Origin of the sequence: Micromonospora sp. CMU55-4, assembly GCF_011602315.1 — a bacterium.
GTDB lineage: Bacteria > Actinomycetota > Actinomycetes > Mycobacteriales > Micromonosporaceae > Micromonospora > Micromonospora chalcea.
In genome coordinates this window covers 95,610-121,960 of record NZ_JAAOLH010000005.1, presented here as the reverse complement: position 1 = coordinate 121,960, position 26,351 = coordinate 95,610, and the positions used below count along the sequence as shown (strand labels likewise).

Genomic DNA, 26,351 nt, shown 5'->3' with positions numbered 1-26,351 from the left:
TAGTTTCCACCGCCGCCCCCGAAGGACGCCATGGATCTCGTCGCCGCCCCGCCCGCCCTGCTGACGCGCCGCCACCTGCACATCGCCGGTGACTGGGCCGACCCGTCGTCGGACGACACCGTCCCGGTGGAGAACCCGGCCACCGCGAGCATCATCGGCGAGGTGCCGGCCGGTACGCCGGCCGACGTGGACCGCGCGGTCGCCGCCGCCCGCGCCGCGTTCCCCGGCTGGGCCGCCACCGCCCCCGGGCAGCGGGCCGCGCACCTGGACCGGCTGCACACCGCGCTCGCCGCGCGCGCCGACGAGATCGCCCGCACCGTGGCCACCGAGCTGGGCACCCCGCTCAAGCTCGCCACCCGCGTCCAGGCCGGGCTGCCGCTCAAAGTGCTGCGGAGCATGGTCGACCTGGCCGCCCGCCCGGCCGCCGAGCACACGGTCGGCAACTCGCTCGTCGTCCGCGAGCCGGTCGGCGTGGTCGGCGCGATCACCCCGTGGAACTACCCGCTGCACCAGGTGGTCGCGAAGGTCGCGCCCGCGCTCGCCGCCGGGTGCACAGTGGTGCTCAAGCCCAGCGAGTTGACGCCGCTCACCGCGTACCTGCTGTTCGACGCGATCACCGACGCCGGCCTGCCGCCCGGCGTGGTGAACCTGGTGCCCGGCACCGGCCCGGTGGTCGGCGAGGCGCTGGCCGCGCACCCCGACGTCGACCTGGTCTCGTTCACCGGCTCCACCGCCACCGGCCGGCGCATCGCCCACCTGGCCGCCGAGCGGATCGCCCGGGTGTCGCTGGAACTCGGCGGCAAGTCCGCGAACATCGTCCTGGCCGACGCCGACCTGCCCACCGCGGTCAAGGCCGGCGTCGGCAACGCGCTGCTCAACTCCGGGCAGACCTGCACCGCCTGGACCCGGATGCTCGTACACCGCGACCGCTACGACGAGGCCCTGGACCTGGTCGCGGCGGCGGTGGCCGGCTACCGGCTCGGCGACCCCTTCGACCCGGCCACCCGGCTGGGCCCGCTCGCCTCCGCCGCGCAGGCCCGGCGGGTACGCGACCACGTGGACCGGGCGCTCGCCGACGGCGCCCGGCTCGTCGCCGGCGGACCGGACGCGCCGCTGCCGCCGCAGGGGCACTTCGTCGCGCCCACCGTCTTCGCCGACGTGCACCCGGACAGCGCGCTCGCCCAGGAGGAGGTGTTCGGCCCGGTGCTCGCGGTGATCCCGTTCGCCGACACCGACGAGGCGGTCGCCATCGCCAACAACTCCCGGTACGGGCTGGCCGGCGCGGTCTGGTCCGCCGACCCCGACGCGGCGCTGGCGGTGGCCCGGCGGATGCGTACCGGTCAGGTGGACGTCAACGGCGGCGCGTTCAACCCGCTCGCCCCGTTCGGCGGCTACAAGCAGTCCGGCCTGGGCCGGGAACTGGGCGCGTACGGCGTGGAGGAGTTCACCGAGCTGAAGGCGATCCAGCGGTGAGGGCGCTGGTGGTACGCGGCCGGGGCGAGACCCCGGCGGTCGAGGAGGTACGCCTGCCCGCCCCCGGCCCGGGCGAGCTGCGGGTACGCATCCGCGCCGCCGGCATCTGCCACTCCGACCTGGCCATGGTGGACGGCACGCTGGCGCCCGCGTACCCGCTGGTGCTGGGCCATGAGGCGACCGGCGTGGTGGCCGAGGCCGGGCCGGACACGACGATCGCGGTCGGCACGCCAGTGGTGCTCAACTGGGCGCCGGCCTGCCGGGACTGCTGGCACTGCCGGCACGGTGAGCCGTGGCTCTGCGCGGCCAACCTCAACCCGTCGACACCCCGGGGTGAGACGGCCGCCGGTGAGCCCCTCGCGGTCACGCTCGGGCTCGGCGCGCTCGCCGAGGAGGTGGTGGTGCCGCAGCGCGCCGCCGTACCGGTGCCGGCCGGGCTGCCGCCGGAGCAGGCCGCCGTGCTGGGCTGCGCGGTGCTCACCGGCGTCGGCGCGGTCCGCAACACCGCGCGGGTCGCGCCCGGCGAGTCGGTAGCGGTGATCGGGCTCGGCGGGGTGGGCCTGGCCGTGCTGACCGCCGCGCGGCGGGCCGGCGCGTCGCCGATCCTCGCCGTGGACGTGGTGGAGGCGAAGCGGGACCTGGCGCTCGCGGCCGGGGCCACCGACTTCCTGCGCTCCGACGACACGCTGGGCAAGCAGATCCGGGCGCGCACCGACGGGCGCGGCGTGGACCACGCCTTCGAGTGCGTCGGCCGGTCCGCCACCATCCGCGCCGCCTGGCGGGCGACGCGGCGCGGGGGAGCGGTCACAGTGGTCGGCATGGGCGGCAAGGACGACATGCTCAGCCTCTCCGCGCTGGACATCTTCCACTCCGCCCGCACGCTGCGCTCCTCGGTGTACGGCTCGACCGACCCGGACCGGGAGGTGCCGGAGCTGGCCGCCGCGCTCGCCGCCGGTGATCTCGACCTCGGCCCGCTGGTGAGCGGCACGGTGCCGCTGGCGGAGGCGCCCGATGCGCTGGAGCGGCTGGCCCGTGGCGAGGGCGCCCGCTGGGTGGTGACCTTCCCGGACTGACCGGCCGATCCGGATCCGCCGTCGGCGCATCCGGATCGGCCGGTGCGAGCGAACCCCTGGGTAGGAGAGCTACCCGGGGGTACGTCCGTTGCTGACCGAGAACATGCCGGCCGGGGCCGCCGAGACGGCCCGCAAACGGCTGACCGCCGCCGCCGAGGACCTGGACGACAACCAGGTCGCCGGGCTGCTGCTCGACCTGGCCGCCGAGGCCGGCGTGGTGCCCGCCTGGGAACAGGTCTGCCTGCCGCTGCTCGGCTCGCTGCGCGGCGACAGCGCCGCCGAGATCGCGATGGAGCACGCCCTCTCCGAGGGGCTGCGGGTCGGGCTGGACGTGTTCGGCCGCGAGCCGACCCGGCCGCTGCCCGCCCAGGGTGTGCTGCTGGCCGGCGCCGAGCACGAGACGCACTGCCTCGGGCTGCACGCGCTCGCCGCGGCGCTGCGCGAGCGCGGGCGCGGCGCGCTGCACCTCGGCCCGGCCCTGCCCTGGTCGGCGCTGGCCAGCGCGGCGGCGCGGGTCCGTCCGCGGGTGGTGGTGGTCTGGTCGCAGACCCCGGTGACCGGCCGCGCGTACCGCCTGGTCCGGCTGCGGCGGGACCTGCCGGGGGTACGGGTGCTCGCCGCCGGCCCGGGTTGGATCGAGCCGTTCCCGCCCACCTCGGCCGTGCCGCAGCGCCTCACCACGCTCGGCGAGGCCACGCTGGCCTGCCTGCGTAGCGCCGCCTGACGCCGAGAAGTGACCTGGCACACATTCGATACGAACCGGTTCCGTATCGAAATCCTCGCGCCTACGCTCGTCACCGTTACGAGTCTGACCCGTATCGTATTTCGACGCGGGGGAGCCGGGGGGAGAACCTGCAGTGGAGCCACACGGGAACACCGGACACCCGAGGAGGTGGGCGATCCTCGGGGTGCTGGTGATCAGCCTCCTCGTGGTCGTCCTCGACAACACCATCCTCAACGTCGCGCTGCGCACCCTCGCCGACCCGGTGCACGGCCTCGGCGCCACCCAGGGCGAGCTGGAATGGGCGATCAACTCCTACACGCTCGTCTTCGCCGGGCTGCTGTTCACCTTCGGCGTGCTCGGTGACCGGCTCGGCCGCCGCCGCTTCCTGGTCCTGGGCCTGGCGCTGTTCGGGCTGGCCTCGCTGCTGTCCGCGTACGCGCAGGACCCGGCCCAGCTCATCGCGGCCCGCGCGCTCATGGGCGTCGGCGGCGCGGCCATCATGCCGGTGACGCTCTCGATCATCTCCAACGTCTTCGACCCGCGCGAGCGGGCCAAGGCGATCGGCGTCTGGGCCGGCGCGGTCGGCCTCGGCGTGGCGATCGGCCCGGTGCTCGGCGGCGCGCTGCTGGAGCGCTTCTGGTGGGGCTCGGTCTTCCTGATCAACGTGCCGGTGGTGGCGCTCGGCGTGGTGCTGGTCGCGGCCCTGGTGCCGGAGTCCCGCGACCCGAAGCCCGGCCGGGTCGACGTGCCCGGAGTGCTGCTGTCGGTGGTCGGCCTGGTCGCGCTCACGTACGGCATCATCGACGGCGGCGAGCACGGCTTCGACCGGCCGCAGGTGTGGGTAGCGGTGCTGGGCGGTCTCGCGGTGCTCGGCTGGTTCATCGCCCACGAGCTGCGCAGCGACCACCCGTCGCTGGACGTACGGCTGTTCCGGGTGCCCCGCTTCGCCGCCCCGGTGGCGCTGGTCGGGCTGGTCTTCTTCGCCGCCATGGGCGTGATGTTCTTCGGCGCGTTCTACCTGCAGCTCGTCCGCGGCTACAGCCCGCTGGAGAGCGGCCTGCTGTTCCTGCCGTTCGCGGTGGCCCAGCTGATCTTCGCCCCGCGCAGCGCGGCGATGGTCCGCCGCTACGGCGGCCGGTCGGTGGCGGCGGTCGGACTGCTGCTCACCGCCACCGCGCTGGGCGCGTTCGTCTTCATCGACGCGGACACCCCGATCTGGATCTTCTCGGCGCTCGGCTTCCTCCAGGGAGCCGGCATGGCCAACATCATGCCCCCGGCCACCGAGTCGATCATGTCGTCGCTGCCCCGGGAGAAGGCCGGTGTCGGGTCGGCGGTCAGCAACACCGTGCGGCAGGTCGCCGGCGCGCTCGGCGTGGCGGTGCTCGGCTCGGTGCTCTCCGCCGTCTACCGCGACCAGGTCGCCCCGGCGGTGGCCGCCCTGCCCGCGCCGGTACGCGACGCGGCCCGCGAGTCGGTCTCCGGGGCGTACGCGGTCGCCGACCGGCTCGGCCCGGCCGCGCCGCGACTCATCGACGCGGCGAACGACTCCTTCGTCTCGGCCATGCACTGGGCCGCCGGCGTCTCGGCGGTGGTGGCCGCGCTCGGCCTCGTCATCGTGCTGCGCTGGATGCCCGGCCGGCCGGTCGCCGCCGCCGGTGGTGCGACCCCCGCCACGGACCGGGAGCTGGCCGGGGCCGCGTAGGTTCGTGGACAATGTCTGACATGACTTCCACGGCGGATGCTCCGCGGTCGCCCGGACGACCGCGGAGCACCCGCGCGGACGAGGCGATCGTGGACGCCACACTCGACCTGCTGGCCGAGGGCAACAGCGTCGAGTCGCTGAGCATCGAGGCGATCGCGGCCCGCGCCGGAGTCGGCAAGGCCACCATCTACCGCCGCTGGCCGGGTAAGGACGCGCTGCTGCTGGACGCGCTGCGCACGCTCAAGGGGCCCGCGCCGCACTGCGCCGGCCGTTCCGTCCGCGACGACCTGGTGCTGCTCGTCGGCGCCGTCGGCCAGCACGCCGACCCCCGGGCCCGCAAGATCATGCCGTGCCTGGTGCCCGAGGTGAACCGCAGCTCGGCCCACCGGCAGGCGTACGAGGCGATCGTCGAGCCGCGCCGCGAGGCGTTGCGCGAGGTGCTGCGCCGCGCGATCGAGCGCGGCGAACTCCGCGCCGACATCGACATCGAGGTGACCATGGCGCTGCTCACCGCGCCGATGCTCACCCAGCGGATGCTGCACTGGCACGCCGGGGACGAGCGGGTGGTGCCCGAGCGGATCGTGGACACCGTCCTGGACGGCCTGCGCGTCCGCTGAGACCGGGTCGCCGTGCCCGGCCGCTCAGCGAGTGGGCGTGCGCAGCCGGTGCAGGCGCAGCGCGAGCTGCACCTCCAGCGCCCGATCCGGGCGCTGCCAGTCCGCGCCGAGCAGCTGCCCGACCCGTTCCAGCCGCTGGGTGACCGTGTTCACGTGCACGTGCAGCTGCTCGGCGGCCCGGGCCAGGCTGCCGCCCACCCCGAAGTACGCCTCCAGCGTCTTCACCAGCGCCGTGCCCCGCCGGGCGTCGTAGTCCACCACCGGACCCACTGTCGCGGTGAGGAATCCGGCCACGTCCCGGTCCCCGGCGTCGCCCACCGCGCCCAGCAGCAGCCCGACGAAGCCCAGCTCGGCGGTGCTCGCCCCCTGCCCGGCCCGCCCCAGCGCGCCCAGCGCGGACAGGCAGCGCTCCGCCTCGGCGAACGTGACTGCGAGCGACGCCGGCCCGGTCGAGGGGCCGCTCGCCCCCGCCGTCACCGGCCGCCCGGTCACCCGCGACAGGTCCCGGGCCACCGCCCGGGCCGCGCCGCCCGCGTCCCGGCCCGGCAGCATCAGCACCACCCGCCCGTCGCGCGCCGCCGCCAGGCCGCCCCGGGTCGAGGCGTACGTGGTGGCCCAGGACAGCACCCGCTGCCGGGCCGAGCCGGTCTCGGCGAACGCGTCGTCGCCGACCGCCACCAGCACGTGCGGCGCGTCCAGGTCCACCCCGATGCGGCGGGCCCGCGCCCGCAGCGCGTCCGCGTCGCGCAGCGGCCGGGCGATCAGGTCGTCCAGCAGCTCGCCGCGCACGCGCCCCTCCGCCTCGGCCACCGTGCGGCGGAACAGCAGCAGCAACGCGGTCACCAGCGCGGCCCGCTCCAGGATGCGCTGGTCGGCGTCGACCAGCTCGTCGTCCGGGCGCAGCACCAGCGCGCCCAGGTTCTCCGCGCCGGCCACCACCGCGGCGTACCAGAGCGGACCCCGGCGCACGCTGCGCCCCTCGGTACGCGACGCGGCGACCGCCTCCACGATGTCCGCCCGGTCCGGCTCCTCGATCTCGCCGACCCGGGCCAGCCGCCGGCCCTCGGAGTCCAGCGCCAACAGCGCGCCGCCGAGAACCTCGGTGACCGCCGCGGCCACGTCCTCCATCCCGCCGCCGCGCACCACCAGCGCGGTCATCCGGTCGTGCGCGGCGGCGGCACGCTCCACCGAGCTGCTGTGCGCCCGGATCGTGCTGTTCGCCGCCGACAGCTCGGCCAGCGCCGCCCGCGTCTCGGCCAGCAGCCGCGCGGTGTCGATCGCCACCGCCGCGTGCGCCGCCAGCGACACCAGCAGCGAAACCTCCTCCCGGGCGAACGGCCGGGCCGAGCGGTTCGCCGCGTACAGCACGCCGATCACGCTGGAGCCCAGCCGCAGCGGCACGCCCAGGATGGCCACCAGGCCCTCCTCGCCCACCCCGCCGTCGATCTCGCCGGTGTGCCGGAACCGCTCGTCCTCCTGGTAGTTCGAGGTGACGTACGGCGTGCCGGTCTGCGCCACCAGGCCGCCCAGGCCGTCGCCCAGCTCCAGCCGCAGCCGCTGGAACCGGGCCGAGATCGAGCCGTCGGTCACCCGCATGTACGTGTCGCCGCGCTCCTCGTCGTTGAGCGTCATGTACGCCACGTCGGTGCCGAGCAGGATCCGCGCCCGGTGCACGATCGCGTGCAGCACGTCGTCAAGGTCGCGCAGCCCGGCCAGGTCGCTCGCGGTGTCGTACAGGCCGGACAGCTCGGTCTCCCGGCGCCGCCGCCGGGCCAGCAGCGCCCGTACCCGCAGCGCCACCACCTTCGCCTGCTCCAGCTCGGCCAGCCGGTCGGCGGGCAGCCCGGCGGCGCGCGCGGCCACCAGCGGACCCTCGAACTCGACCGCGGCGGCCTCGCGCGCCAGCAACTCCAGGAACTCGACCGGCGACGACATGACCGACATTGTGCGTGGCGCCACTAGTTCGCCGTCCAGCCCCCGTCGAGGGCGATCGAGGCGCCGGTGAGGAACGCGGCCGGCGGGGAGCACAGGTACGCCAGCAGCTCGGCCACCTCCTCCGGCTCGATCAGCCGCTTGATCGCCGCCCGGGCCAGCATGATCTTCTCGACCACCTCGTCCTCGCCGATGCCGTGCGTGGCCGCCTGGTCGGCGATCTGGCTCTCCACCAGCGCGGTCCGCACGTACGCCGGGTTGATGCAGTTGGCGGTGACGCCGTGCGCGGCGCCCTCCAGCGCGACCACCTTGGACAGGCCCTCCAGCGCGTGCTTGGCCGAGACGTACGCGGCCTTGAACGGCGAGGCGCGCAGCCCGTGCACCGAGGAGATGTTGACGATCCGGCCCCAGCCGTTCGCGTACATCCGGGGCAGCGCCCGGCGCACGAGCAGGAACGGCGCCTCGACCATCACCCGCTGGATGTACTCGAAGCGCTCGACCGGGAAGTCCTGCACCGGCGAGACGTGCTGCAGGCCGGCGTTGTTGACCACGATGTCGGCGTCGACGTCGAGGCGGTCCACCGCCACCGGGTCGGCGAGGTCGATCCCGACCGCCCGGCCACCGGCCTCGGCGGCCACCGCCCCGGCCGCCGCCTCGTCGCGGTCTAGCACCACCACTGTCGCGCCGGCCGCCGCCAGGCGCAGGGCGCAGGCGCGTCCGATGCCGCTGCCGCCGCCGGTGACCAGCGCGGTACGGCCGGTCAGGTCGACGTGTACGACGTGGGGGACCACCACGGGTTCTGCCGTCATGGCGCATGAACGTACGAGCCGGGTGCCCCCTGGCACATGGGGCGGCGACACATACTCCACCGCTCGGGTGTGTGGTGCGCCGCGTCACCGGCCGCGCCCGGCGTGTCCGGCCGACCCGCCGTCGGCGGGCACCAGTAGAGTGTGTCGAACACACGTACTGCTGGCGGCTCGGGGAGGAGGCGGCGTGCGCGTGCTGGGCGTCGACCCGGGGCTGACCCGGTGCGGGGTCGGCGTGGTCGAGGGCGTGCCGGGCCGCCCCTGCACGCTCGTGGCCTACTACGTGGTCTACACCGACCCGGCCGACGACCTGCCGCTGCGCCTGCTGCACCTGGACCGCTCGCTCACCGACCTGGTCGCCGAGCACCGCCCGGACGCGGTCGCCGTGGAGCGCGTGTTCAGCCAGCACAACGTCCGCACCGTGATGGGCACCGCGCAGGCCAGCGGCGTCGCGGTGCTCGCCGGGGCCCGGGCCGGGTTGCCGGTAACGACGTACACGCCGAGCGAGGTGAAGGCGGCGGTGACCGGCTCCGGCCAGGCCGACAAGGCGCAGATGACGGCGATGGTCACCCGGCTGCTGCGGCTGCCCGAGCCGCCGAAACCGGCCGACGCCGCCGACGCGCTGGCGCTGGCCATCTGTCACGTGTGGCGCGGCGGCACCCGGTCCAAGCTGGCCGAGGCCGCGCAGCGGGCCCGACGAGGAGGGACGCGATGATCGCGAGCGTACGCGGCACGGTGACCGCCACCGGCCCGGATCACGTGGTGGTGGAGGTGGGCGGCATCGGCCTGGCCGTGCAGTGCGCCCCCGGCACGATCGCCGAGCTGCGCGTGGGCCAGCCGGCCCGGCTGGCGACCAGCCTGGTCGTCCGGGAGGACTCGCTCACCCTCTACGGCTTCGCCGACGACGACGCCAAGCAGCTGTTCGAGCTGCTCCAGACCGCCAGCGGGGTCGGTCCCCGGCTGGCCCAGGCGGTGCTCGCCGTGCACACGCCTGATGCGGTCCGCAAGGCCATCGCCAACGCCGACACCGCGGCGCTGACCCGGGTGCCGGGCATCGGCAAGAAGGGCGCCGAGCGGCTGGTGCTGGAGCTGCGCGACCGGATCGGCCCGGTGCCGGTGGGCGCCGACGGCGCGGCCGGGGTGACCGCCGGCGCCTGGCCGGAGCAGGTCCGCCAGGCCCTCGTCGGGCTGGGCTGGACGGCCGCCCAGGCCGAGCAGGCGGTGGCCGCGGTGGCGGAGACCGTGGACGGTGAGACGCCGCCGGTGCCGGTCCTGCTCAAGCAGGCGATCCGCCTCCTGGGCCGGACCCGATGAGCGGGGAGAACCTGGTCTCGGCGTACGTCGACGACGCCGAGCGGGACGCGGAGGCGAGCGTCCGGCCGAAGCGGCTGGCCGAGTTCATCGCCCAGGACCGCGTCCGGGACCAGCTCGACCTGCTGCTGCAGGGCGCGATGCGGCGTGGCTCGCCGCCGGACCACATCCTGCTGTCCGGTCCGCCCGGCCTGGGCAAGACCAGCCTGGCCAACATCGTCGCCGCCGAGCTGGGCGCGGGGATCCGGGTGACCAGCGGCCCGGCCATCGAGCGCTCCGGCGACCTGGCCGCGATCCTGACCAGCCTCGCCGAGGGCGACGTGCTGTTCATCGACGAGATCCACCGGATCGCCAAGCCGGCCGAGGAACTGCTCTACAGCGCCATGGAGGACTTCCGCGTCGACGTGGTGGTCGGCAAGGGCCCGGGCGCGACGGCCATCCCACTCGACGTGGAGCCGTTCACGCTGGTCGGCGCCACCACCCGGTCCGGCCTGCTGACCGGGCCGATGCGCGACCGCTTCGGCTTCGTCGCGCACCTCGACTTCTACGCCCCGGCCGACCTGGAGACGCTGCTGCACCGGTCGGCCCGGATCCTCGGCGTGCCGATCACCGCTGACGGCGCGGCCGAGATCGCCGGCCGGTCCCGCGGCACCCCGCGTATCGCCAACCGGCTGCTGCGCCGGGTGCGCGACTACGCCGAGGTGCGGGCCGAGGGGGTGGTCACGCTGGAGACCGCCCGGGCCGCGCTGACCGTCTACGACGTGGACGCGCTCGGTCTGGACCGGCTCGACCGGGCGGTGCTGACCGCGCTCGTCGACTCGTTCCGGGGCGGCCCGGTGGGCCTGTCCACGCTGGCGGTCGCGGTGGGGGAGCAGCCGGACACGGTCGAGGAGGTCTGCGAGCCGTTCCTGGTGCGGGCCGGCCTGCTGGCGCGTACGCCGCGGGGGCGGGTGGCGACGGAGGCCGCTTGGCGTCATCTGGGCCGCAACCCGCCGAATGGTACATTTGGTGCGGATACCTCTTCGGGGCCCGATCTCTTCTCGGTACAGACCGACCAGCCGTGATCCGTTCGTGATCTGTGCCGCATTCGGTCTTCTCAGGAGCAGGGACTAGACTTCGCCGCGGTTTGTACAGGACGTGAGAATCCGCTTCCGCTGCGGCGCCCTCCGGCGCCGGGACGGAGGCCAACCGGAAGGTCTACACCGTGCTTTACGCAGCAGCGAGTGGCGGGGGAGCCGGCGGTCTGACGCCGATCCTGATGATCGCTCTGCTCTTCGTCGTCATGTACTTCATGATGATCCGACCGCAGCAGAAGCGCCGCCGCGAGGCCGAGCAGATGCAGTCCGCCCTGGCCCCGGGCGACGAGGTGGTCACCATCGGCGGCCTGCACGGCACTGTCACCGCGGTCGAGGACGAGACCGTCCTGCTGGAGGTGGCCCCGGGGGTGCAGACCCGGTACGCCCGCCCCGCCGTGGCCCGCGTGATCAAGCGCGCCGAGGCGCCGGCTGCCGAGACGATCAGCGAGGAAGCCGAGCCGGTCAAGGAGTGACTGCCGCCCCGGACGGGGCAGCGGAATCATCGGTACAAGTGGATAGTTGGGGTCGGCGCCCGGCGCCGGCACCCGGCCAGGCCGTGCGGCGCCCCCGCGCCGTGCCCCGGTCGGCGTGCCGTCGGCCGGTGCCGATCCGCCGGAGCAGTCGGGCGGACACCCCCGGCCCGACAGTTGTCGCCGCCGCGGAAGCGGCGCGACCGTACAGGGAGACAGGACAGCCGTGGCACCACCTCAGGGACAGATGCGGCCCGGACGGCAGCTCGCCGTGCTCGGGCTCATCTTCGTCGTCCTCTATCTTTTGGTGTTCTTCTCGGGCGGCGCCAGCGGTGGCTGGAAGGACCGGCTGGAGCCCCGGCTCGGCCTGGACCTCGTCGGCGGCACCCGGCTGACGCTCGAGGCCACAAACACCGTGGACGGCAAGCCGCCGACCGCCGGCAACCTCGAGGAGGCGCGCCAGATCATCGAGAGCCGGGTCAACGCCTACGGCGTGGCCGAGGCCGAGGTGGTCACCGAGGGCAACCGCAACATCGTCATCTCCCTGCCCGGCCAGAACCGGGACCTGACCGACGTGGGCAGCGCCGCCGAGCTGCGCTTCCGCAAGGTCCTCAAGGCCACCGACGGCAGCGGCGCCGCCGCCGCGCCCGCGCCGACCCCGAGCGTCGCTCCGTCCGGGACCGCCAGCCCGGCGCCGTCGGGCAGCGCGTCGCCGCAGGCGACCACGAGCCCCAAGGTCAGCGGGTCGCCGAGCGCCGGCGGACAGGGCGGCATGGCCCCGAACCCGAGCGCCAGCGCCTCGGCCACCCCGTCGGCCTCGCCGAGCGCCGCGTCCCCCAGCGCCAGCGCCGAGCCGGTGCCGCAGAGCATCGAGCAGCAGCGCAAGGCCGTCGAGCAGAAGGTCGGCGCGGCCGCCTGGGCCGCCGCCTCGGGCCTGCAGGCCCCGGCCGACCTCACCACCGACCCGACGCTCGCCGACAAGCTCAAGCCGTTCGGCACGCTCACTCCGCAGGAGGTCGCGGTCCTGCCGGTCGAGATGCAGTTCAACGTCCCGACCATCACCTGCGCCCAGCTCGACAAGCGCCCGGCCGCCTCGATCAAGGACGAGAAGCAGAAGGCGGTCGCCTGCGAGTCCGGCGCGAAGTACCTGCTCGACGTGGCGAAGGTGCTCGGCACCGACGTCAAGAACGCCTCCGCCCAGCTCGACCAGACCAGCTCCTGGGTGGTCAGCCTCAACTTCACCGGCAAGGGCCAGGAGAAGTGGACCGCGCTGACCCGCGAGGCGTTCAACAACGAGGGCCAGGCCTGCGACCAGACCGCGCTCGGCCAGGACGGCAAGTGCCGGGTCGCCGTGGTCCTGGACAACGAGATCGTCTCGTCCCCGGAGATCCAGGGCGTGCTGACCGGTGACTCGCAGATCACCGGCAGCTTCGACAACAAGACCGCGAACGCGCTCGCCAGCCAGCTCCGCTACGGCGCGCTGCCGGTCACGTTCGAGCCGCAGGAGCAGCAGAACGTCACCGCCACGCTCGGCGACAGCCACCTCAAGGCGGGTCTGCTGGCCGCCGGCATCGGCATGCTGCTGGTCATCATCTACTCGTTCTTCTACTACCGGCTGCTCGGCTCGGTCATCTTCCTGAGCCTGGTGCTCTCCGCGCTGCTGGTCTTCGGCGCGCTCGTGGTGCTCGGCCGTTCGATCGGCTTCACGCTCACGCTCGCCGGCATCGCCGGCATGATCGTCTCACTGGGCGTCGCGGCGGACTCGTTCGTCATCTACTTCGAACGATTGAAGGACGAGATCCGGGAGGGCCGCAGCCCACGCAGCGCGGTGCCGCGCGCCTGGATCCGGGCCCGCCGGACGATCATCTCGGCGAACGCGATCACGCTGATGTCGGCGGTGGTGCTCTACATCGTGTCGGTCGGCGCGGTGAAGGGCTTCGCCTTCGCGCTCGGCCTGGCGACAGTGCTCGACCTGGTCGTCGTGTTCCTCTTCCGCCACCCGATCATGACGATGTTCGCCCGCACCCGGGCGTTCCTGTCGCCGCGGGTCAGCGGTCTGGGCCGGGCTCTGCCGGCCCGGTCGGCCGAGTCGGGCACCGCCCGCAACCCGCGTGTCAAGGAGGCCTGAGATGGCTAAGAACGGTCTGGCCGCCCGGCTCTACCGGGGCGAGGCGGATCTCAACATCGTCGGCCGCCGCAACCTGTGGTTCGGCGTGGCGGGCGTCCTCGTCCTGATCGCGGTGCTCAGCTTCGCGATCAGCGGCTTCAAGCTCGGCATCGAGTTCGCCGGCGGCAACACGTTCCAGGTGCCGGCCAGCGTCGGCACGCTGGACCGGGCCGAGCAGACCGTCGACGAGGTGCTGGCCGACGAGGCGCCCGGCGTCGAGGTGGTGAGCGCGCAGAAGGTCGGCAGCACCAGCGGCGAGTTCTACGAGATGCGCACCGGGCAGCTCAGCGCCGAGCAGGCCAACGCGGCCAAGGCCGCGATGGCGGAGGAGTTCGGCATCCAGGCCGACCAGATCAGCGGCAGCCAGGTCTCCGAGGCGTGGGGCAGCCAGGTCACCTCCCGCGCCTTCCTCGGTCTGCTGATCTTCATCGCGGTGGTGTCGATCTACCTGGTGCTGCGCTTCGAGTGGCGGATGGCGGTCGCGGCGATCACCTCGCTGCTGACCAACCTGGTCCTCACCGCCGGCATCTACTCGCTGGTCGGCTTCGAGGTCACCCCGTCGACGATCATCGGCTTCCTCACGATCCTGGGCTTCGCGCTCTACGACGTGGTGGTGGTCTTCGACAAGGTGCAGGAGAACACACGCGGCATCACCGCGAACAACAACGTCACCTACGGCGAGGCGTCCAACCTGGCGCTCAACCAGAGCCTCATGCGGTCGCTGAACACCTCGGTGGTGGCGCTGCTGCCGGTCGGCGGCCTGCTCTTCATCGGCGCCGGCCTGCTCGGCGCGGGCACGCTGAAGGACCTCGGCCTGGTGCTGTTCGTCGGTATGGCGGTGGCGTTCCTGACCTCGATCGTGCTGGCCACCCCGCTGTTGGTGCTGCTGAAGAACATGGACCCGCGGATCAGCGCGCACAACAAGCGGGTGCTGTCCCGCCGGGCCGCGCTGGCCCGGGGCGAGATCACCCCGAAGGGCGCCTCGCGTGCCGCCCCGGCCGCCGACGAGCCGATCGACCCGGAGGCCGCCGCGCTCGCCGGCGCCGCCCCCAAGGTCGGCGCCCGCCCGGCCGGCAAGCGCCCCAGCGGCGCCCGCGGCGGGCGGCCCGCCGGCGGTGGTGGCAACCGGCCCGGCGGCAAGCGCCGCTGAACCACGGGCCCGGACGTAGTCGCGACGACGGCGTCCGTCATGCTGGACTCACGGCATGACGGACGCCGTCGTCGTTTCGAGAGGACATGGGACGCACTGTGACGGAGACCCACACCACGGGCGTACGCGGAGACAGCGGCCCGGAGGTCGCCCAGCTCGTCGCCAGCCGGTTGCTGGACGTGCCGGACTTCCCCAAGCCGGGTGTCGTGTTCAAGGACCTGATGCCGCTGTTCGCCGACGGTACGGCGTTCCGTGAGGTGATCGACGGCATCATCGCGTACCACGGGCGCGACTCGTTCGACGCCGTCGCCGGCATCGAGGCGCGTGGGTTCGTGCTCGCCGCGGCCGTCGCGTACGCCACCGGGGTCGGCGTGGTGCCGGTGCGCAAGGCCGGCAAGCTGCCCCGGGCGACGCACTCCGCCTCCTACGCGCTGGAGTACGGCGAGGCGACGCTGGAGGTGCACCAGGACGCCTTCACCGCCGGCCACCGCGTGCTGGTGCTCGACGACGTGCTCGCCACCGGCGGCACCGCCGAGGCGACGCTGGACCTGGTGGAGCGGGCCGGTGGCACGGTGACCGGGTTCACCGTGCTGCTGGAGCTGGGCTTCCTGGAAGGCCGCAAGCGGCTCGCGCCGCGTCCGGTCCACGCCCTGTTGACCGTTTGACCCGGCCCCGGCCGTCGGGCCGGTCGGCGCCGACCGTCCGGGGGAGCGGTGGCGTACCCTGCGTACGGGTAGCATTGCGCTTTGCCCGACCCGGCCGAGGTGTCCGGGGCGGCGAAGGCGCCGGGGCCCGGCCCCGGTGACCGCGCGGAACAACACCGGCCCCCGGGCCGGTTGAACCAGACGTCGGCCGAACGGCCGGCGCATCCCGGCGAGCGGTGAGGAGGCCGGTGTCCCACGATGTCGTCCCTCCGGTGGAGGGCACGGTGCACCCGACAGGCGACGCGGACGGCTCGGTGACCGAGCGTAGCGGTAACCCGCAGGCCCGGGCGACCGGCGCCACCGGCGGCGCGCCCGACGCGACGGCCGACGGCGGGGCGGTCGTGGTGCCGTTCCCGACCGAGGCTGCCGCCGACGCGGCGACCAGCGGCGGGTTCGCGCTCTCCAACGCGCCCACCGGCCGGCGGGTACGCGCCCGGCTGGCCCGGTTCAACGCGCCCTGGCAGACATCGCAGGTCAGTGAGGTGCTGGAGCCGCTGATCGCGACGCACCGGGAGAACCACCCCAAGGCCGACGCGCGGCTGCTGCAGCGCGCCTTCGACACGGCCGCGCGGTGGCATTCGGGGCAGTACCGCAAGTCCGGCGACCCCTACATCACGCACCCGCTCGCGGTGGCGACCATCCTGGCGAACCTGGGCATGGACACCACCACGCTGGTCGCGGCGCTGCTGCACGACACCATCGAGGACACCGAATACACGCTCGACGCGATGCGCGCCGACTTCGGCGGCGAGGTCGCGCTGCTCGTCGACGGCGTCACCAAGCTCGACAAGGTCAAGCTCGGCGACGCGGCCAAGGCCGAGACCATCCGCAAGATGGTCGTCGCGATGGCGAAGGACCCCCGGGTCCTGGTGATCAAGCTGGCCGACCGGCTGCACAACATGCGGACCCTGACCTTCCTGCCGCGCCCCAAGCAGGAGCAGAAGGCCAAGGAGACGCTGGAGATCCTGGCGCCGCTGGCGCACCGCCTCGGTATGAACACGATCAAGTGGGAGCTGGAGGATCTCGCCTTCGGCACGCTGTTCCCGAAGCGGTTCGAGGAGATCAACCGGCTGATCGGGGAGCACCAGCCGCAGCGCGAGGCGCTGCTGCGCCAGGTGACCCAGAAGGTGTCCACCGACCTGAAGGCCGCCAAGATCAAGGCGGAGACGACCGGGCGGCCCAAGCACCTCTACTCGATCTACCAGAAGATGATCGTGCGGGGGCGCGACTTCAACGACATCTACGACCTGGTGGGTGTGCGGATCCTGGTCGACACGGTGCGCGACTGCTATGCGGCGTTGGGGGTCATCCACGCCAACTGGCAGCCGGTGCCGGGCCGGTTCAAGGACTACATCGCCATGCCCAAGTTCAACATGTACCAGTCGCTGCACACGACTGTCATCGGGCCCACCGGCAAGCCGGTGGAGATGCAGATCCGCACGTACGCGATGCACCGCACGGCCGAGTTCGGCATCGCCGCGCACTGGAAGTACAAGGAGCACAAGGGCACGCCGGTGGTGGGCCCGCCGGCGCACATCGACGAGATGACCTGGCTGCGGCAGCTGCTGGACTGGCAGCGCGAGGCGGCGGACCCGAGCGAGTTCCTGGACGCGCTGCGGTTCGACCTGTCCAGCCAGGAGGTGTACGTCTTCACCCCCAAGGGCGACGTCATCCCGCTGCCGACCGGGTCGACGCCGGTGGACTTCGCGTACGCGGTGCACACCGAGGTCGGGCACAAGTGCATCGGCGCGCGGGTGAACGGCAAGCTGGTGCCGCTGGAGTCGACGCTCTCCAACGGCGACGTGATCGAGATCTTCACGTCGAAGTCCGACACGGCCGGCCCGACGCAGGACTGGCTGGGCTTCGTGAAGAGCCCGCGCGCGCGTACGAAGATCCGCCAGTACTTCAACAAGGAGCGGCGCGAGGAGGCGATCGAGGCCGGCAAGGACGCGATCGTCAAGGCGATGCGCAAGCAGGGCATGCCGTTGCAGCGGATGCTCACCTCGGACGCGCTGATGGCGATCGCGCGGGACCTGCACCTCGCCGACGTGGCGTCGCTGTACGCGGCGGTCGGCGACAGCCAGGTCTCCGCGCAGTCGGTCGTGCAGAAGCTGATGGCCTCCTACGGCGGCGAGGAGGGCGCGGCGGAGGACATCGCCGAGACCGCCGTCGCCACCCGGCCGCCGCGCAGCCGGCAGAGCAGCGCCGACCCGGGCGTGGTGGTCCGCGGCGTCAGCGACGTCTGGATCAAGCTGGCTCGCTGCTGCACGCCGGTGCCGCCGGACTCGGTGTTCGGTTTCGTCACCCGCTCCGGCGGGGTCAGCGTGCACCGCGACGACTGTGCCAACGCCGAGGACCTGCGCGCCCAGCCCGAGCGGGTGGTCGAGGTCAGCTGGAAGCTCACCTCGGCGTCCACGTTCCTGGTCGCCATCCAGGTCGAGGCGCTGGACCGGCACAAGCTGCTCGCCGACGTGACCCGGGTGCTGTCCGAGGAGCGGGTCAACATCCTCTCCGCGACCGTCACCACCACCCGCGACCGGGTGGCGGTGAGCCGGTTCAGCTTCGAGATGGCCGACCCGAAGCACCTCGGCCACCTGCTGGCCGCGGTGCGCAAGGTCGACGGCGTGTTCGACGCGTACCGGGTCACCTCCGGGGCCTGAGCCACCACGTACGAGAAAGCGCCCGCCGGCTGTGATCACAGCCGGCGGGCGCTTCGTCGTCGTACGGGTGCGGTCAGCCGCCCTCGACCGGGCTCATCGTCACCTTGGTCATGGTGATCTCCTTCTTCGGGTGACCACCGCCGGCCTGCTTGGCGAACGCGCCGTCGTCACCGGCCGCGGCGACCTGCTTCACCACGTCCATGCCGCCGGTGATGGTGCCCAGCACCGTGTAGTTCGGGTCGAGCGGCGAGTCGCCGTACACGATGAAGAACTGGCTGCCGGTGCTGCCCGGCTGCCCGGAGTTGGCCATCGCGATGACACCCTCCGGGTACGGCGGGCGCTTGTTGGTGGGGAGGTTCTCCTCGGCCAGGTTGTAGCTCGGCCCACCGGTGCCGTCGGTGTCCCGCCAGCCCTTGCCGGTGGCGCTCGGGTCGCCGCACTGCAGGACCTTGATGCCCTCGGTCACCAGCCGGTGGCACTTGGTGTTGTCGAAGAAGCCCTTGCTGGCCAGGTGGGTGAAGCTGCCGGCGGTGCAGGGCACGGCGGCGCGGTCGATCTTGGCGGTGATCGGGCCCAGGTTGGTGTCGATCGTCATCGTCTGGGTGCCCTTGCCGGTCTGCTGGGTCGGCGGCAGCCCGATGTCCTTGATCTGCGGCGGCCGGCCCTCCTTGGGCACCTCCGTGTACGCGCACTGCACGGCGTCGGCAGTGGTCGTGCCGCCCGTCTGCTCGTCGTCGTCGCCGCCGAGCGAGGTGGCCAGCCACACCGTGCCGGCAACGACGAGCACCAGCACGGCCGCGGCGCCGACGATCGCCTGGGTCTGCCGGCGCTTGCGGGCCTTACCGGCCCGCTCCGCCATCTCCCGCTCGAGCTTGGCCCGCGCCGCCGCGCGCTGGCGGTCTCTGGTGGACGTCACGGTCACTCCTCACCTGCTGCGTTTGGGGTCGGCGCGCGCGCCGCCGGTCACGTGTGGGTGAGCCGGCGGGCTGCCGCCGGCTCTGGGTCGGTCAGCCCGCGCTGGCGCTCGGCGAGGGCGCGGGACTGTCGGCCAGAGCCGCGCCCGGCTCGCCGACGGTGACGCTCTGCACCAGGATCTGCGTCTTGGGCTTGACCTTGGCGCCGTTGCCATTGTCCTCCGTCGGCATGGCGCCGATCTTCTCCACCACGTCGAGCCCGCCGGTGACCTTGCCGACCACGGAGTAGGCCGGCTTCTCCGGGCTGGCGTCCTTGAAGAAGATCAGGAACTGGCTGCCGTTGCTACCCGGCGGGTTGCCGATCATGGCGACCGTGCCCTTCGGGTACGTCGCCGGCTGCCCCGGGGCCGGGGAGGCCGACGGGCTGGGCTCCGGCGCGGCCGGCACGTTCTCGTCGAAGAACGAGTAGGTCGGTCCGCCGAGCCCGGTGCCGGTCGGGTCGCCGCAGCGCAGCGCGCCCTCGGCGGTGATCTCGTGGCACGTGGTGTTGTCGAAGAACGAGCGGCCGGCCAGGTAGCTCAGGCTCGCCGCGCCGCACGGCGCGTCGGTCTGGTCCAGCTCGACGGTGATCGGGCCACCCTGGTTGGTGGTGATCGTCATCGGCCGGGTGCCCGAGGTGGGCAGGCCCGTGGTGGGCGGCTCGCCGACGTCCTTGAGGTTGGTGTTGACGGCGCCGTCCTGCGCGGTCCAGAGGCAGACGTCCTCGGCGGCCTGCTTCTCCGGCTCCGAGTCGAACGCGCCGAGCGCCCAGGCGGAACCGGCCACGATCAGCACGAGCACCACCGCGGCGCCCACACCGGCCCGGATCTGCCGGCGGCGCTTCGCGGCCGCCGCCCGCCGGGCGAGCTGCCGGTCGAGCTTGGCCCGCGCCAGTTTGCGCTGCCGGTCCCTGCTGGAAGCCACGTGCGCTCCCCTTCCTCTGCCTGAATCGCCGCCGGCGCCGGGCGCCGGCCGCCGTTCCGGTCGGGGTGCGCCACGCCACACGCCCGCCAGAGTGTACGGGTAGCGACTGTGAATGTCGTGTACGAGGTCCCGTCATCTCAGCCCGGCCGGGGCGGACGGGCCCGGTGGCGGGCGGAACTCGCTCGCCGCTACGACTAGGCTGCAAGCAGACGACGACCGGACGGAAAGGGGAGCGACGTGCTCGTGGCCGGCTTTCCCGCGGACGCCTTCGGCACCAACTGCTACGTGGTGGCGACCGCTCCGGGGGAGCAGTGCGTGGTGGTCGACCCCGGCATCGGGGTGCTCGACCGGCTCGACGCCGTGCTCGCCGAGCATCGCCTGCACCCGGCCGCCGTGCTGCTCACCCACGGCCACCTGGACCACACGTTCTCCGTCGCCCCGGTCTGCGGCGCGCGGGGCATCCCCGCCTACGTCCACCCGGACGACCGGGAGCTGCTGGCCGACCCGAGCAAGGCGCTGTCGATGGACCTGACCCAGCTGTTCGGCGGCCGGCTGCCGTACGCCGAGCCGGACGACGTGGCCGAGCTGACCGACGGCGCGACGCTGTCGCTGGCCGGGTTGGAGATCACCGTCGACCACGCCCCCGGCCATACCGGCGGGTCGGTGCTGTTCCGGTTGCCCGGCGCCGGCTCGCCCTGGGAGGCGGAGCAGATCTGCCTCTCCGGTGACGTGCTGTTCGCCGGCTCGATCGGCCGTACCGACCTGCCGGGCGGCAGCATGCCCCGGATGCTGTCCAGCCTGCGGGACAAGGTGCTCCCGCTGGCCGACGACACAGTCGTCCTGCCCGGCCACGGCCCCGCGACCACTATCGGCCGCGAGCGCGCGACCAACCCGTACCTCGTCGAGGTGGCGGGCACCGGCGGCGCGCGCCCGGCCGCGCCCACCCGAGGCCTCTAGACCCTCACCCGCGCCCGCGCGGGTTCTCAAGGAGTTCGTGATGAGCAAGCCCACGCCCATTTCCGGCTTCCCCGAGTGGACGCCGGCGCAGCGGATGATCGAGCAGTTCGTGCTCGACCGGATCCGCGCCACGTTCGAGCTGTACGGCTTCGCGCCGCTGGAGACCCGCTCGGTGGAGCCGCTGGACCAGCTCCTGCGCAAGGGGGAGACCTCCAAGGAGGTGTACCTGCTGCGCCGGTTGCAGGCCGACGCCGACGGGCCGGCCGGTGACGACGCGCTCGGCCTGCACTTCGACCTGACCGTGCCGTTCGCCCGCTACGTGCTGGAGAACGCCGGCAAGCTGCAGTTCCCGTTCCGCCGCTACCAGATCCAGAAGGTGTGGCGGGGTGAGCGCCCGCAGGAGGGCCGCTACCGGGAGTTCCTCCAGGCCGACATCGACATCGTCGACCGGGACACGCTGCCGGCGCACTACGAGGCGGAGATGCCGCTGGTAATCGGTGACGCGCTGCGGTCGCTGCCGATCCCGCCGGTGCGTATCCAGGTCAACAACCGCAAGATCTGCGAGGGCTTCTACCGGGGCATCGGGCTGACCGACACGGAGGCGGCGCTGCGCGCCGTGGACAAGCTCGACAAGATCGGCCCGGCCGGGGTGACGGAGCTGCTGGCGAGCACCGCCGGGGCGAGTGAGGCGCAGGCCAAGGCCGTGCTGTCGCTGGCCGAGATCTCCGCGCCGGACGCCTCCTTCGCCGACGCGGTGCGCGGCCTCGGGGTGAGCGATCCGCTGCTGGACGAGGGCGTCGCGGAGCTGGCCGCCGTGGTGGAGACCGCCGCCGCGCACGCGCCCGGCCTCTGCGTGGCCGACCTGCGCATCGCGCGGGGCCTGGACTACTACACGGGTACGGTCTACGAGACGCAGATGATCGGCTACGAGCGGTTCGGGTCGATCTGCTCCGGCGGCCGGTACGACAACCTGGCCAGTTCCGGCAACGTCCGGTTCCCCGGGGTGGGCATCTCGATCGGGGTGACCCGGCTGCTCGGCCTGCTCTTCGGCGCCGAGGCGCTGTCGGTGTCCCGTTCGGTGCCGACCTGTGTGCTGGTGGCGGTCACCGCCGAGGAGGACCGGGCGGCCAGTGACGCGGTCGCGGCGGCGCTGCGGTCGCGCGGTGTGCCGACCGAGGTGTCCCCGTCGGCGGCCAAGTTCGGCAAGCAGATCCGGTACGCCGAGCGGCGCGGCATCCCGTACGTCTGGTTCCCCGGCGCGGACGGCGACGAGGTCAAGGACATCCGTTCCGGTGAGCAGGTGGCCGCTTCGGCGGGCGAGTGGACGCCGCCCCGGGCGGACCTGAAGCCGCTGGTCGGCCCGGCCGGCACTGGCGTCTGAAGGCGTTTGGACCTACGGTGGCGTAAGTTACGCCACCGTAGGGAGAACGTCGTGACCGTGCTCAGCCAGACCGCTCTGCTCACCGAACTCGAGCCGGTGGTCGAGAAGAACCTCGACCGCCACCTGTCGCTGGCCAAGGAGTGGTTCCCGCACGAGTACGTGCCGTGGAGCGAGGGCCGCACCTTCGACGGCCCGCTGGGCGGCGAGGCCTGGTCACCGGAGGACTCGACGCTGCCCGACGTGGCCCGGACGGCGCTGATCGTCAACCTGCTCACCGAGGACAACCTGCCCTCGTACCACCACGAGATCGCCACCCTGTTCGGGCGCGACGGCGCGTGGGGCACCTGGGTGCACCGGTGGACCGCCGAGGAGGGGCGGCACGGCACGGCGATCCGCGACTACCTGACGGTGACCCGGGCGGTGGACCCGGTGGCGCTGGAGCGGGCCCGCATGGTGCACATGTCGGCGGGCTACCAGAACGTCCACGACCAGGAGATGCTGCACTCGCTGGCGTACGTGTCGTTCCAGGAGCTGGCGACCCGCATCTCGCACCGCAACACCGGCCGGGCCACCGGCGACCCGACGTGCGAGGCGCTGCTGGCCCGGGTGGCGGCGGACGAGAACCTGCACATGGTCTTCTACCGCAACCTGCTCGGCGCGGCGTTCGAGCTGGCCCCGTCGCAGGCCATGCGCGCGGTCGCCGACGTGCTGGCCAACTTCCAGATGCCGGGCGTGGGCATCGACGGCTTCGCCCGCAAGTCGGTGGCGATCGCGTTGGCCGGCATCTACGACCTGCGCCAGCACCGTGACGAGGTGGTGATGCCGGTGCTGCGTCAGTGGAACCTGTTCGACGTGACCGGCCTGAACGCCGACGGCGAGGCCGCCCGCGACCAGATCGCCGCCCACCTGGACATGCTGGAGACCCAGGCGTCCCGCTTCGAGGAGAAGCGCGCAGCCCGAGCAGCCCGCCTGGCCGCAACCCGCTGACCCCACCCCCCTCTCTCCCGCGCGATCTTGCACTCACGGCCCCCGCGAATGCCGCGAAACCGGCGCTGCGGGGGCCGCAACCGCAAGATCGCCGGGCGCGCCGGGCGCGCCGGGCGCGGCGGGGGCGCGGGGTGCGGTGGTCAGGGGAGGGGGAAGATCAGGCAGGTTGAGGTGGCGTGGGCCACCAGGCGGTCGGCGGGGTCGGTGAGGCGGGCCTCGGCCAGGGCGGTGCGGCGGCCCCGCTGGAGCACAGTGCCCTCGCAGCGCAGCGTGCCGGTGTCGACTGTTACCGGGCGCAGGAACTTCACGTTGAGGTCGAGCGACGTGTAGCCGACCCCGGGCGGCAGCGTGGTGTGCACGGCGCAGGCCGCGGCGGTGTCCAGCAGCGTGGAGAGGACGCCGCCGTGCACCGTGCCGAGCGGGTTGTAGTGGAACTCCTGCGGCAGCAGCTCGACCGCCACGCGCCCCTCCTCGGCCTCCATCCGGGACATGTCGATCAGGTGCATGATCGGCGGGGCGGCCAGCTCGCCGGCGATCATCGCCCGCATCAGTTCCAGGCCGCTGCGCCGGCCCAGGTGGGCGGCCCCGGCGGCCGGGTCGGACCAGGTGAACGTGCGCGAGCGTTCCTGCGTCTGCGTCATGGACTCAGCCTGGCAGCGCGTTGCTGAGTCTGTCAATCAGACCTAGCCTGGTCGGATGAGACCCGCGGCACTGGACTGGTCGGTGGAGAACTGCACCATCGCGCGCGCCATGGAGGTCCTCGGCGAGCGGTGGACCCTGGTCGTGCTGCGCGAGGTCTTCAACGGCGTACGCCGCTTCGACGACATGCGGGTGCGTACCGGCATCCCGCGCCAGGTGCTGACCAACCGGCTCGCCATGCTCGTCGAGCGCGGGGTGCTGCGTCGCGAGCCGTACCGGGAGCCGGGCAGCCGGCCGCGTCACGAGTACCGGCTCACCGAGATGGGGCTGGACCTGTGGCCGGTGCTCGTCGCCGTGCTCGGCTGGGGTGACCGCTACCTGGCCGACCCGGAGGGCTCCCCGCTGAGCGTGGCGCATCGTGACTGTGGCGCCGAGGTCCGGGTCGAGCTGCGCTGCGCCGAGGGGCACGAGATCACCGAGGCGCGCGACGTGCTGCCCCGTCCCGGCCCCGGCGCCCACCGCCGCGACTGACCGCCCGCGCGCCTGACCGCCCGCGCGCCTGACCGCCCGCGCGCCTGACCGTTCGCCGCGCCTGCCCCCCAGCACGTCGACGCGGGTCGATCCCCGGCTCTGACACCTTGAGTCGATGTTGTTGCTGGGGCGTTACATCGGGCGCTGGTGCGAATCCGGGCAAAGCCATGTCTTGTTTACGATCTTAAATGTGTGAATACTTTGGGCACCCGGGCGGTTTCCCCAGGTCGCCCGGGTTGTCCTCGGGCGCGCCCCCATGACAGCGCCCGTTCACCCCCATTCGGAGGTTGTTACATGCGACCCACGAGGTCCACGCTCCGCCGCGCCGCCGCAGTCGCCGTTGCCGGCACCCTGGTCACCGGCTCGCTGCTCAGCGCCCCCGCGCAGGCCGCCCCCGCGGCCCTCTCGCCGGACGCCGCCGCCACCCTCGTCGAGAAGCTCGGCGCCCGGGCGGCCGGCACGTACGCCGACGCCAGCGGGAAGATGATCGTCACGGTGACCGACACCGCCACCGCCCGCCAGGTCCGCGCCGCCGGCGCCATCCCGAAGATCGTGACGCGCGGCGCGGACAAGCTGAACGCCGCCACCAGCGAGCTGGAGCGCTCCGCGAGCATCCCCGGCACCGCCTGGTGGACCGACCCGGTCACGAACCAGGTCGTCGTCTCCATCGACAGCACCGTCACCGGCGCCAAGCTGGAGCGGGTCAGGGCCGCCGCCGCCCGGCACAACGGCGCGATCCGCATCGAGGCCGAGGCCGGCGTGCTGAGCACCCGGATCTCCGGCGGCCAGGCGATCTACGCCAGCGGCGGACGCTGCTCGCTCGGCTTCAACGTGCGCAGCGGCTCGACGTACTACTTCCTCACCGCCGGGCACTGCACCAACATCGGCTCGACCTGGTACTCCAACTCCAGCCGCACCACCGTGCTCGGCACCCGGACCGGCACCAGCTTCCCGGGTAACGACTACGGCATCGTCCGGCACAGCAACTCGGCCAACGCGGCCGGTAACGTCTCGCTCTACAACGGCAGCACCCAGGACATCACCTCGGCCGGCAACGCCTACGTCGGCCAGTCCGTCCGCCGTTCCGGCAGCACCACCGGCGTGAAGAGCGGCAGCGTGACCGCGCTCAACGCGACCGTGAACTACGCCGAGGGCAGCGTCTCCGGTCTCATCCGCACCACCGTCTGCGCCGAGCCGGGCGACAGCGGCGGCTCGCTGTTCGCCGGCACCACCGCCCTGGGCCTCACCTCCGGCGGCAGCGGCAACTGCTCCTCCGGCGGTACCACCTACTTCCAGCCGGTCACCGAGCCGCTCAGCGTCTACGGCGTGAGCGTCTTCTGATCCACGCATCGCATCCAACGGGCCGCCGGGCGACCGGCGGCCCGTTCCGCGTACCCGCTCAGGCGCCCGCTCCAAGACGGCCCGGACCGATCGGCGGCCCGTCCGGGCGGGGCGGGTCCGACGGCCGGGCCGTCCAGTGCCGGTGGGCCCGCCGCGCCGACAGCACCGCCGCCAGCGGCCAGAGCGTCACCGCGAGCGCTGCCACCCGCTCGGCCAGCCCGGTCCGGGAGCCGCCTGTCACCTCCGCCACCGACCAGCCGAACAACGCCAGCAGCGCCGCCGTCACGGCCAGCGCCACCGGCCGGCGGAACGCCCACGGCGGCGTGCCGGCCGGGGAGGCGGCCACCTCGCGCGGGACTCTGCGGGGCAGCCGCAGCGCCGTCCCGGCCGGCCACAGCGACAACGCGAGCACCGCCACCGTCGCGACCACGCCGTGCGCCGGGGAGCCACCAACCTGCGGGCGGGGGAACGCGACCAGCGCGACGGTGGCCACCCCGCCGACCGCGAGCAGGAAGCGGCTGGGCAGCCCGGCGGCGTGCAGCGCGGCGGCGGTGGCGGCGTAGCAGCAGCCGAGCAGCACCAGCGCGCCGCCCATCAGCCACGGATCGGTCGCGCCCTCGCCGGCCAGCTCGCTGATCGTGTCCCGCACCGGGTCGTACCCCGGCCCCTGGCGGGCGCCCGCGACCGTCCAGCCCGCCACCAGCAGCGCGGGCGCGGCGGCCGCGGTGACCACGGCCCAGCTCGGTACGGCACGCACCCGGCCACGGTAGACC

The 26,351-nt window shown here is 73.4% G+C and carries 24 protein-coding genes; 18 read left to right on the top strand and 6 right to left on the bottom strand.

Annotated features, from left to right (window positions below; genetic code table 11):
* Nucleotides 1-30: 30 nt before the first annotated feature.
* The 5 genes from HA073_RS11425 (at nt 31) to HA073_RS11405 (ending at nt 5,589) form a co-directional block, all read left to right on the top strand.
* On the top strand, nt 31-1,473 hold the full coding sequence (locus HA073_RS11425; protein ID WP_166456347.1) for an aldehyde dehydrogenase family protein: 1,443 nt from the start codon (nt 31-33) through the stop codon (nt 1,471-1,473).
* The gene (locus HA073_RS11420) at nt 1,470-2,546 is read left to right on the top strand and encodes an alcohol dehydrogenase catalytic domain-containing protein (protein WP_281604750.1); all 1,077 of its coding nucleotides are present in this window, start codon (nt 1,470-1,472) and stop codon (nt 2,544-2,546) included. Before HA073_RS11425 ends, HA073_RS11420 begins: the two co-directional genes overlap by 4 nt.
* Nucleotides 2,547-2,634: 88 nt before the next feature.
* On the top strand, nt 2,635-3,270 hold the full coding sequence (locus HA073_RS11415) for a transcriptional regulator (protein WP_223201133.1): 636 nt from the start codon (nt 2,635-2,637) through the stop codon (nt 3,268-3,270).
* Nucleotides 3,271-3,403: 133 nt separating this feature from the next.
* Nucleotides 3,404-4,972 carry an MFS transporter gene (locus tag HA073_RS11410; protein ID WP_064448531.1) on the top strand — a complete coding sequence of 523 codons (1,569 nt, stop codon included), beginning with the start codon at nt 3,404-3,406 and terminating at the stop codon, nt 4,970-4,972.
* 11 nt (nt 4,973-4,983) lie between these two features.
* The gene (locus tag HA073_RS11405; RefSeq protein ID WP_030502541.1) at nt 4,984-5,589 is read left to right on the top strand and encodes a TetR/AcrR family transcriptional regulator; all 606 of its coding nucleotides are present in this window, start codon (nt 4,984-4,986) and stop codon (nt 5,587-5,589) included.
* 24 nt (nt 5,590-5,613) lie between these two features.
* On the opposite strand, the gene HA073_RS11400 is transcribed toward HA073_RS11405, so the two are convergent.
* Together HA073_RS11400 and HA073_RS11395 are read right to left on the bottom strand one after the other, a co-directional pair.
* Nucleotides 5,614-7,533, bottom strand: a complete 1,920-nt coding sequence (locus HA073_RS11400; RefSeq protein ID WP_064448548.1) for a helix-turn-helix domain-containing protein — start codon at nt 7,531-7,533, stop codon at nt 5,614-5,616.
* Nucleotides 7,534-7,547: 14 nt separating this feature from the next.
* On the bottom strand, nt 7,548-8,330 hold the full coding sequence (locus HA073_RS11395; RefSeq protein WP_166456346.1) for a 3-hydroxybutyrate dehydrogenase: 783 nt from the start codon (nt 8,328-8,330) through the stop codon (nt 7,548-7,550).
* A 184-nt stretch (nt 8,331-8,514) separates the two neighbouring features.
* Here HA073_RS11395 and ruvC point away from each other — a divergent pair, with 184 nt between their 5' ends.
* The 8 genes from ruvC (at nt 8,515) to HA073_RS11355 (ending at nt 17,865) form a co-directional block, all read left to right on the top strand.
* Nucleotides 8,515-9,042, top strand: coding sequence for a crossover junction endodeoxyribonuclease RuvC (gene ruvC, locus HA073_RS11390; protein WP_030502538.1), 528 nt, complete (start codon nt 8,515-8,517; stop codon nt 9,040-9,042).
* Entirely contained in the window at nt 9,039-9,641 is a 603-nt protein-coding gene (ruvA, locus tag HA073_RS11385) for a Holliday junction branch migration protein RuvA (RefSeq protein WP_166456345.1), read from the top strand. The genes ruvC and ruvA overlap by 4 nt, the downstream gene beginning before the upstream one ends.
* Nucleotides 9,638-10,702, top strand: a complete 1,065-nt coding sequence (gene ruvB / locus HA073_RS11380) for a Holliday junction branch migration DNA helicase RuvB (protein ID WP_043324977.1) — start codon at nt 9,638-9,640, stop codon at nt 10,700-10,702. Before ruvA ends, ruvB begins: the two co-directional genes overlap by 4 nt.
* A 140-nt stretch (nt 10,703-10,842) precedes the next feature.
* Nucleotides 10,843-11,187 carry a preprotein translocase subunit YajC gene (yajC, locus tag HA073_RS11375; RefSeq protein ID WP_036343450.1) on the top strand — a complete coding sequence of 115 codons (345 nt, stop codon included), beginning with the start codon at nt 10,843-10,845 and terminating at the stop codon, nt 11,185-11,187.
* Between the two features lie 223 nt (nt 11,188-11,410).
* Nucleotides 11,411-13,312, top strand: a complete 1,902-nt coding sequence (gene secD / locus HA073_RS11370) for a protein translocase subunit SecD (protein ID WP_181373716.1) — start codon at nt 11,411-11,413, stop codon at nt 13,310-13,312.
* A 1-nt stretch (nt 13,313) separates the two neighbouring features.
* Nucleotides 13,314-14,501, top strand: a complete 1,188-nt coding sequence (secF, locus tag HA073_RS11365; RefSeq protein ID WP_166456344.1) for a protein translocase subunit SecF — start codon at nt 13,314-13,316, stop codon at nt 14,499-14,501.
* Between the two features lie 98 nt (nt 14,502-14,599).
* The gene (locus HA073_RS11360) at nt 14,600-15,166 is read left to right on the top strand and encodes an adenine phosphoribosyltransferase (protein WP_043324974.1); all 567 of its coding nucleotides are present in this window, start codon (nt 14,600-14,602) and stop codon (nt 15,164-15,166) included.
* Nucleotides 15,167-15,393: 227 nt separating this feature from the next.
* Nucleotides 15,394-17,865 (top strand): bifunctional (p)ppGpp synthetase/guanosine-3',5'-bis(diphosphate) 3'-pyrophosphohydrolase, encoded by a 2,472-nt coding sequence (locus HA073_RS11355; RefSeq protein ID WP_043324973.1) that lies wholly within the window; start codon nt 15,394-15,396, stop codon nt 17,863-17,865.
* Nucleotides 17,866-17,938: 73 nt separating this feature from the next.
* Here HA073_RS11355 and HA073_RS11350 read toward each other — a convergent pair whose 3' ends face one another.
* Nucleotides 17,939-18,781 (bottom strand): peptidylprolyl isomerase, encoded by an 843-nt coding sequence (locus HA073_RS11350; RefSeq protein WP_166456343.1) that lies wholly within the window; start codon nt 18,779-18,781, stop codon nt 17,939-17,941.
* Nucleotides 18,782-18,872: 91 nt separating this feature from the next.
* Entirely contained in the window at nt 18,873-19,742 is an 870-nt protein-coding gene (locus HA073_RS11345) for a peptidylprolyl isomerase (protein ID WP_166456342.1), read from the bottom strand.
* A gap of 237 nt (nt 19,743-19,979) precedes the next feature.
* On the opposite strand from HA073_RS11345, the gene HA073_RS11340 reads away from it, so the two are divergent.
* From HA073_RS11340 to HA073_RS11330, 3 genes are read left to right on the top strand one after another with little or no spacing between them, the layout of a single operon-like run.
* Complete coding sequence (locus HA073_RS11340) at nt 19,980-20,699, top strand: MBL fold metallo-hydrolase (RefSeq protein WP_030502528.1); 720 nt, start codon at nt 19,980-19,982, stop codon at nt 20,697-20,699.
* A 40-nt stretch (nt 20,700-20,739) separates the two neighbouring features.
* A complete protein-coding gene (hisS, locus tag HA073_RS11335; RefSeq protein ID WP_113973154.1) occupies nt 20,740-22,080 on the top strand; it encodes a histidine--tRNA ligase in 1,341 nt (446 codons plus the stop codon).
* A 51-nt stretch (nt 22,081-22,131) separates the two neighbouring features.
* Nucleotides 22,132-23,067: an acyl-ACP desaturase gene (locus HA073_RS11330; RefSeq protein ID WP_043324971.1), complete on the top strand. Its 936-nt coding sequence runs from the start codon at nt 22,132-22,134 to the stop codon at nt 23,065-23,067.
* 140 nt (nt 23,068-23,207) lie between these two features.
* Here HA073_RS11330 and HA073_RS11325 read toward each other — a convergent pair whose 3' ends face one another.
* Nucleotides 23,208-23,708, bottom strand: coding sequence for a PaaI family thioesterase (locus HA073_RS11325; RefSeq protein ID WP_064448524.1), 501 nt, complete (start codon nt 23,706-23,708; stop codon nt 23,208-23,210).
* Between the two features lie 55 nt (nt 23,709-23,763).
* On the opposite strand from HA073_RS11325, the gene HA073_RS11320 reads away from it, so the two are divergent.
* Together HA073_RS11320 and HA073_RS11315 are read left to right on the top strand one after the other, a co-directional pair.
* Complete coding sequence (locus HA073_RS11320; protein WP_166456341.1) at nt 23,764-24,237, top strand: helix-turn-helix domain-containing protein; 474 nt, start codon at nt 23,764-23,766, stop codon at nt 24,235-24,237.
* Between the two features lie 294 nt (nt 24,238-24,531).
* Nucleotides 24,532-25,578, top strand: a complete 1,047-nt coding sequence (locus HA073_RS11315; protein WP_166456340.1) for a S1 family peptidase — start codon at nt 24,532-24,534, stop codon at nt 25,576-25,578.
* 58 nt (nt 25,579-25,636) lie between these two features.
* On the opposite strand, the gene HA073_RS11310 is transcribed toward HA073_RS11315, so the two are convergent.
* A complete protein-coding gene (locus HA073_RS11310) occupies nt 25,637-26,335 on the bottom strand; it encodes a DUF998 domain-containing protein (protein WP_069087702.1) in 699 nt (232 codons plus the stop codon).
* Nucleotides 26,336-26,351 lie beyond the last annotated feature (16 nt).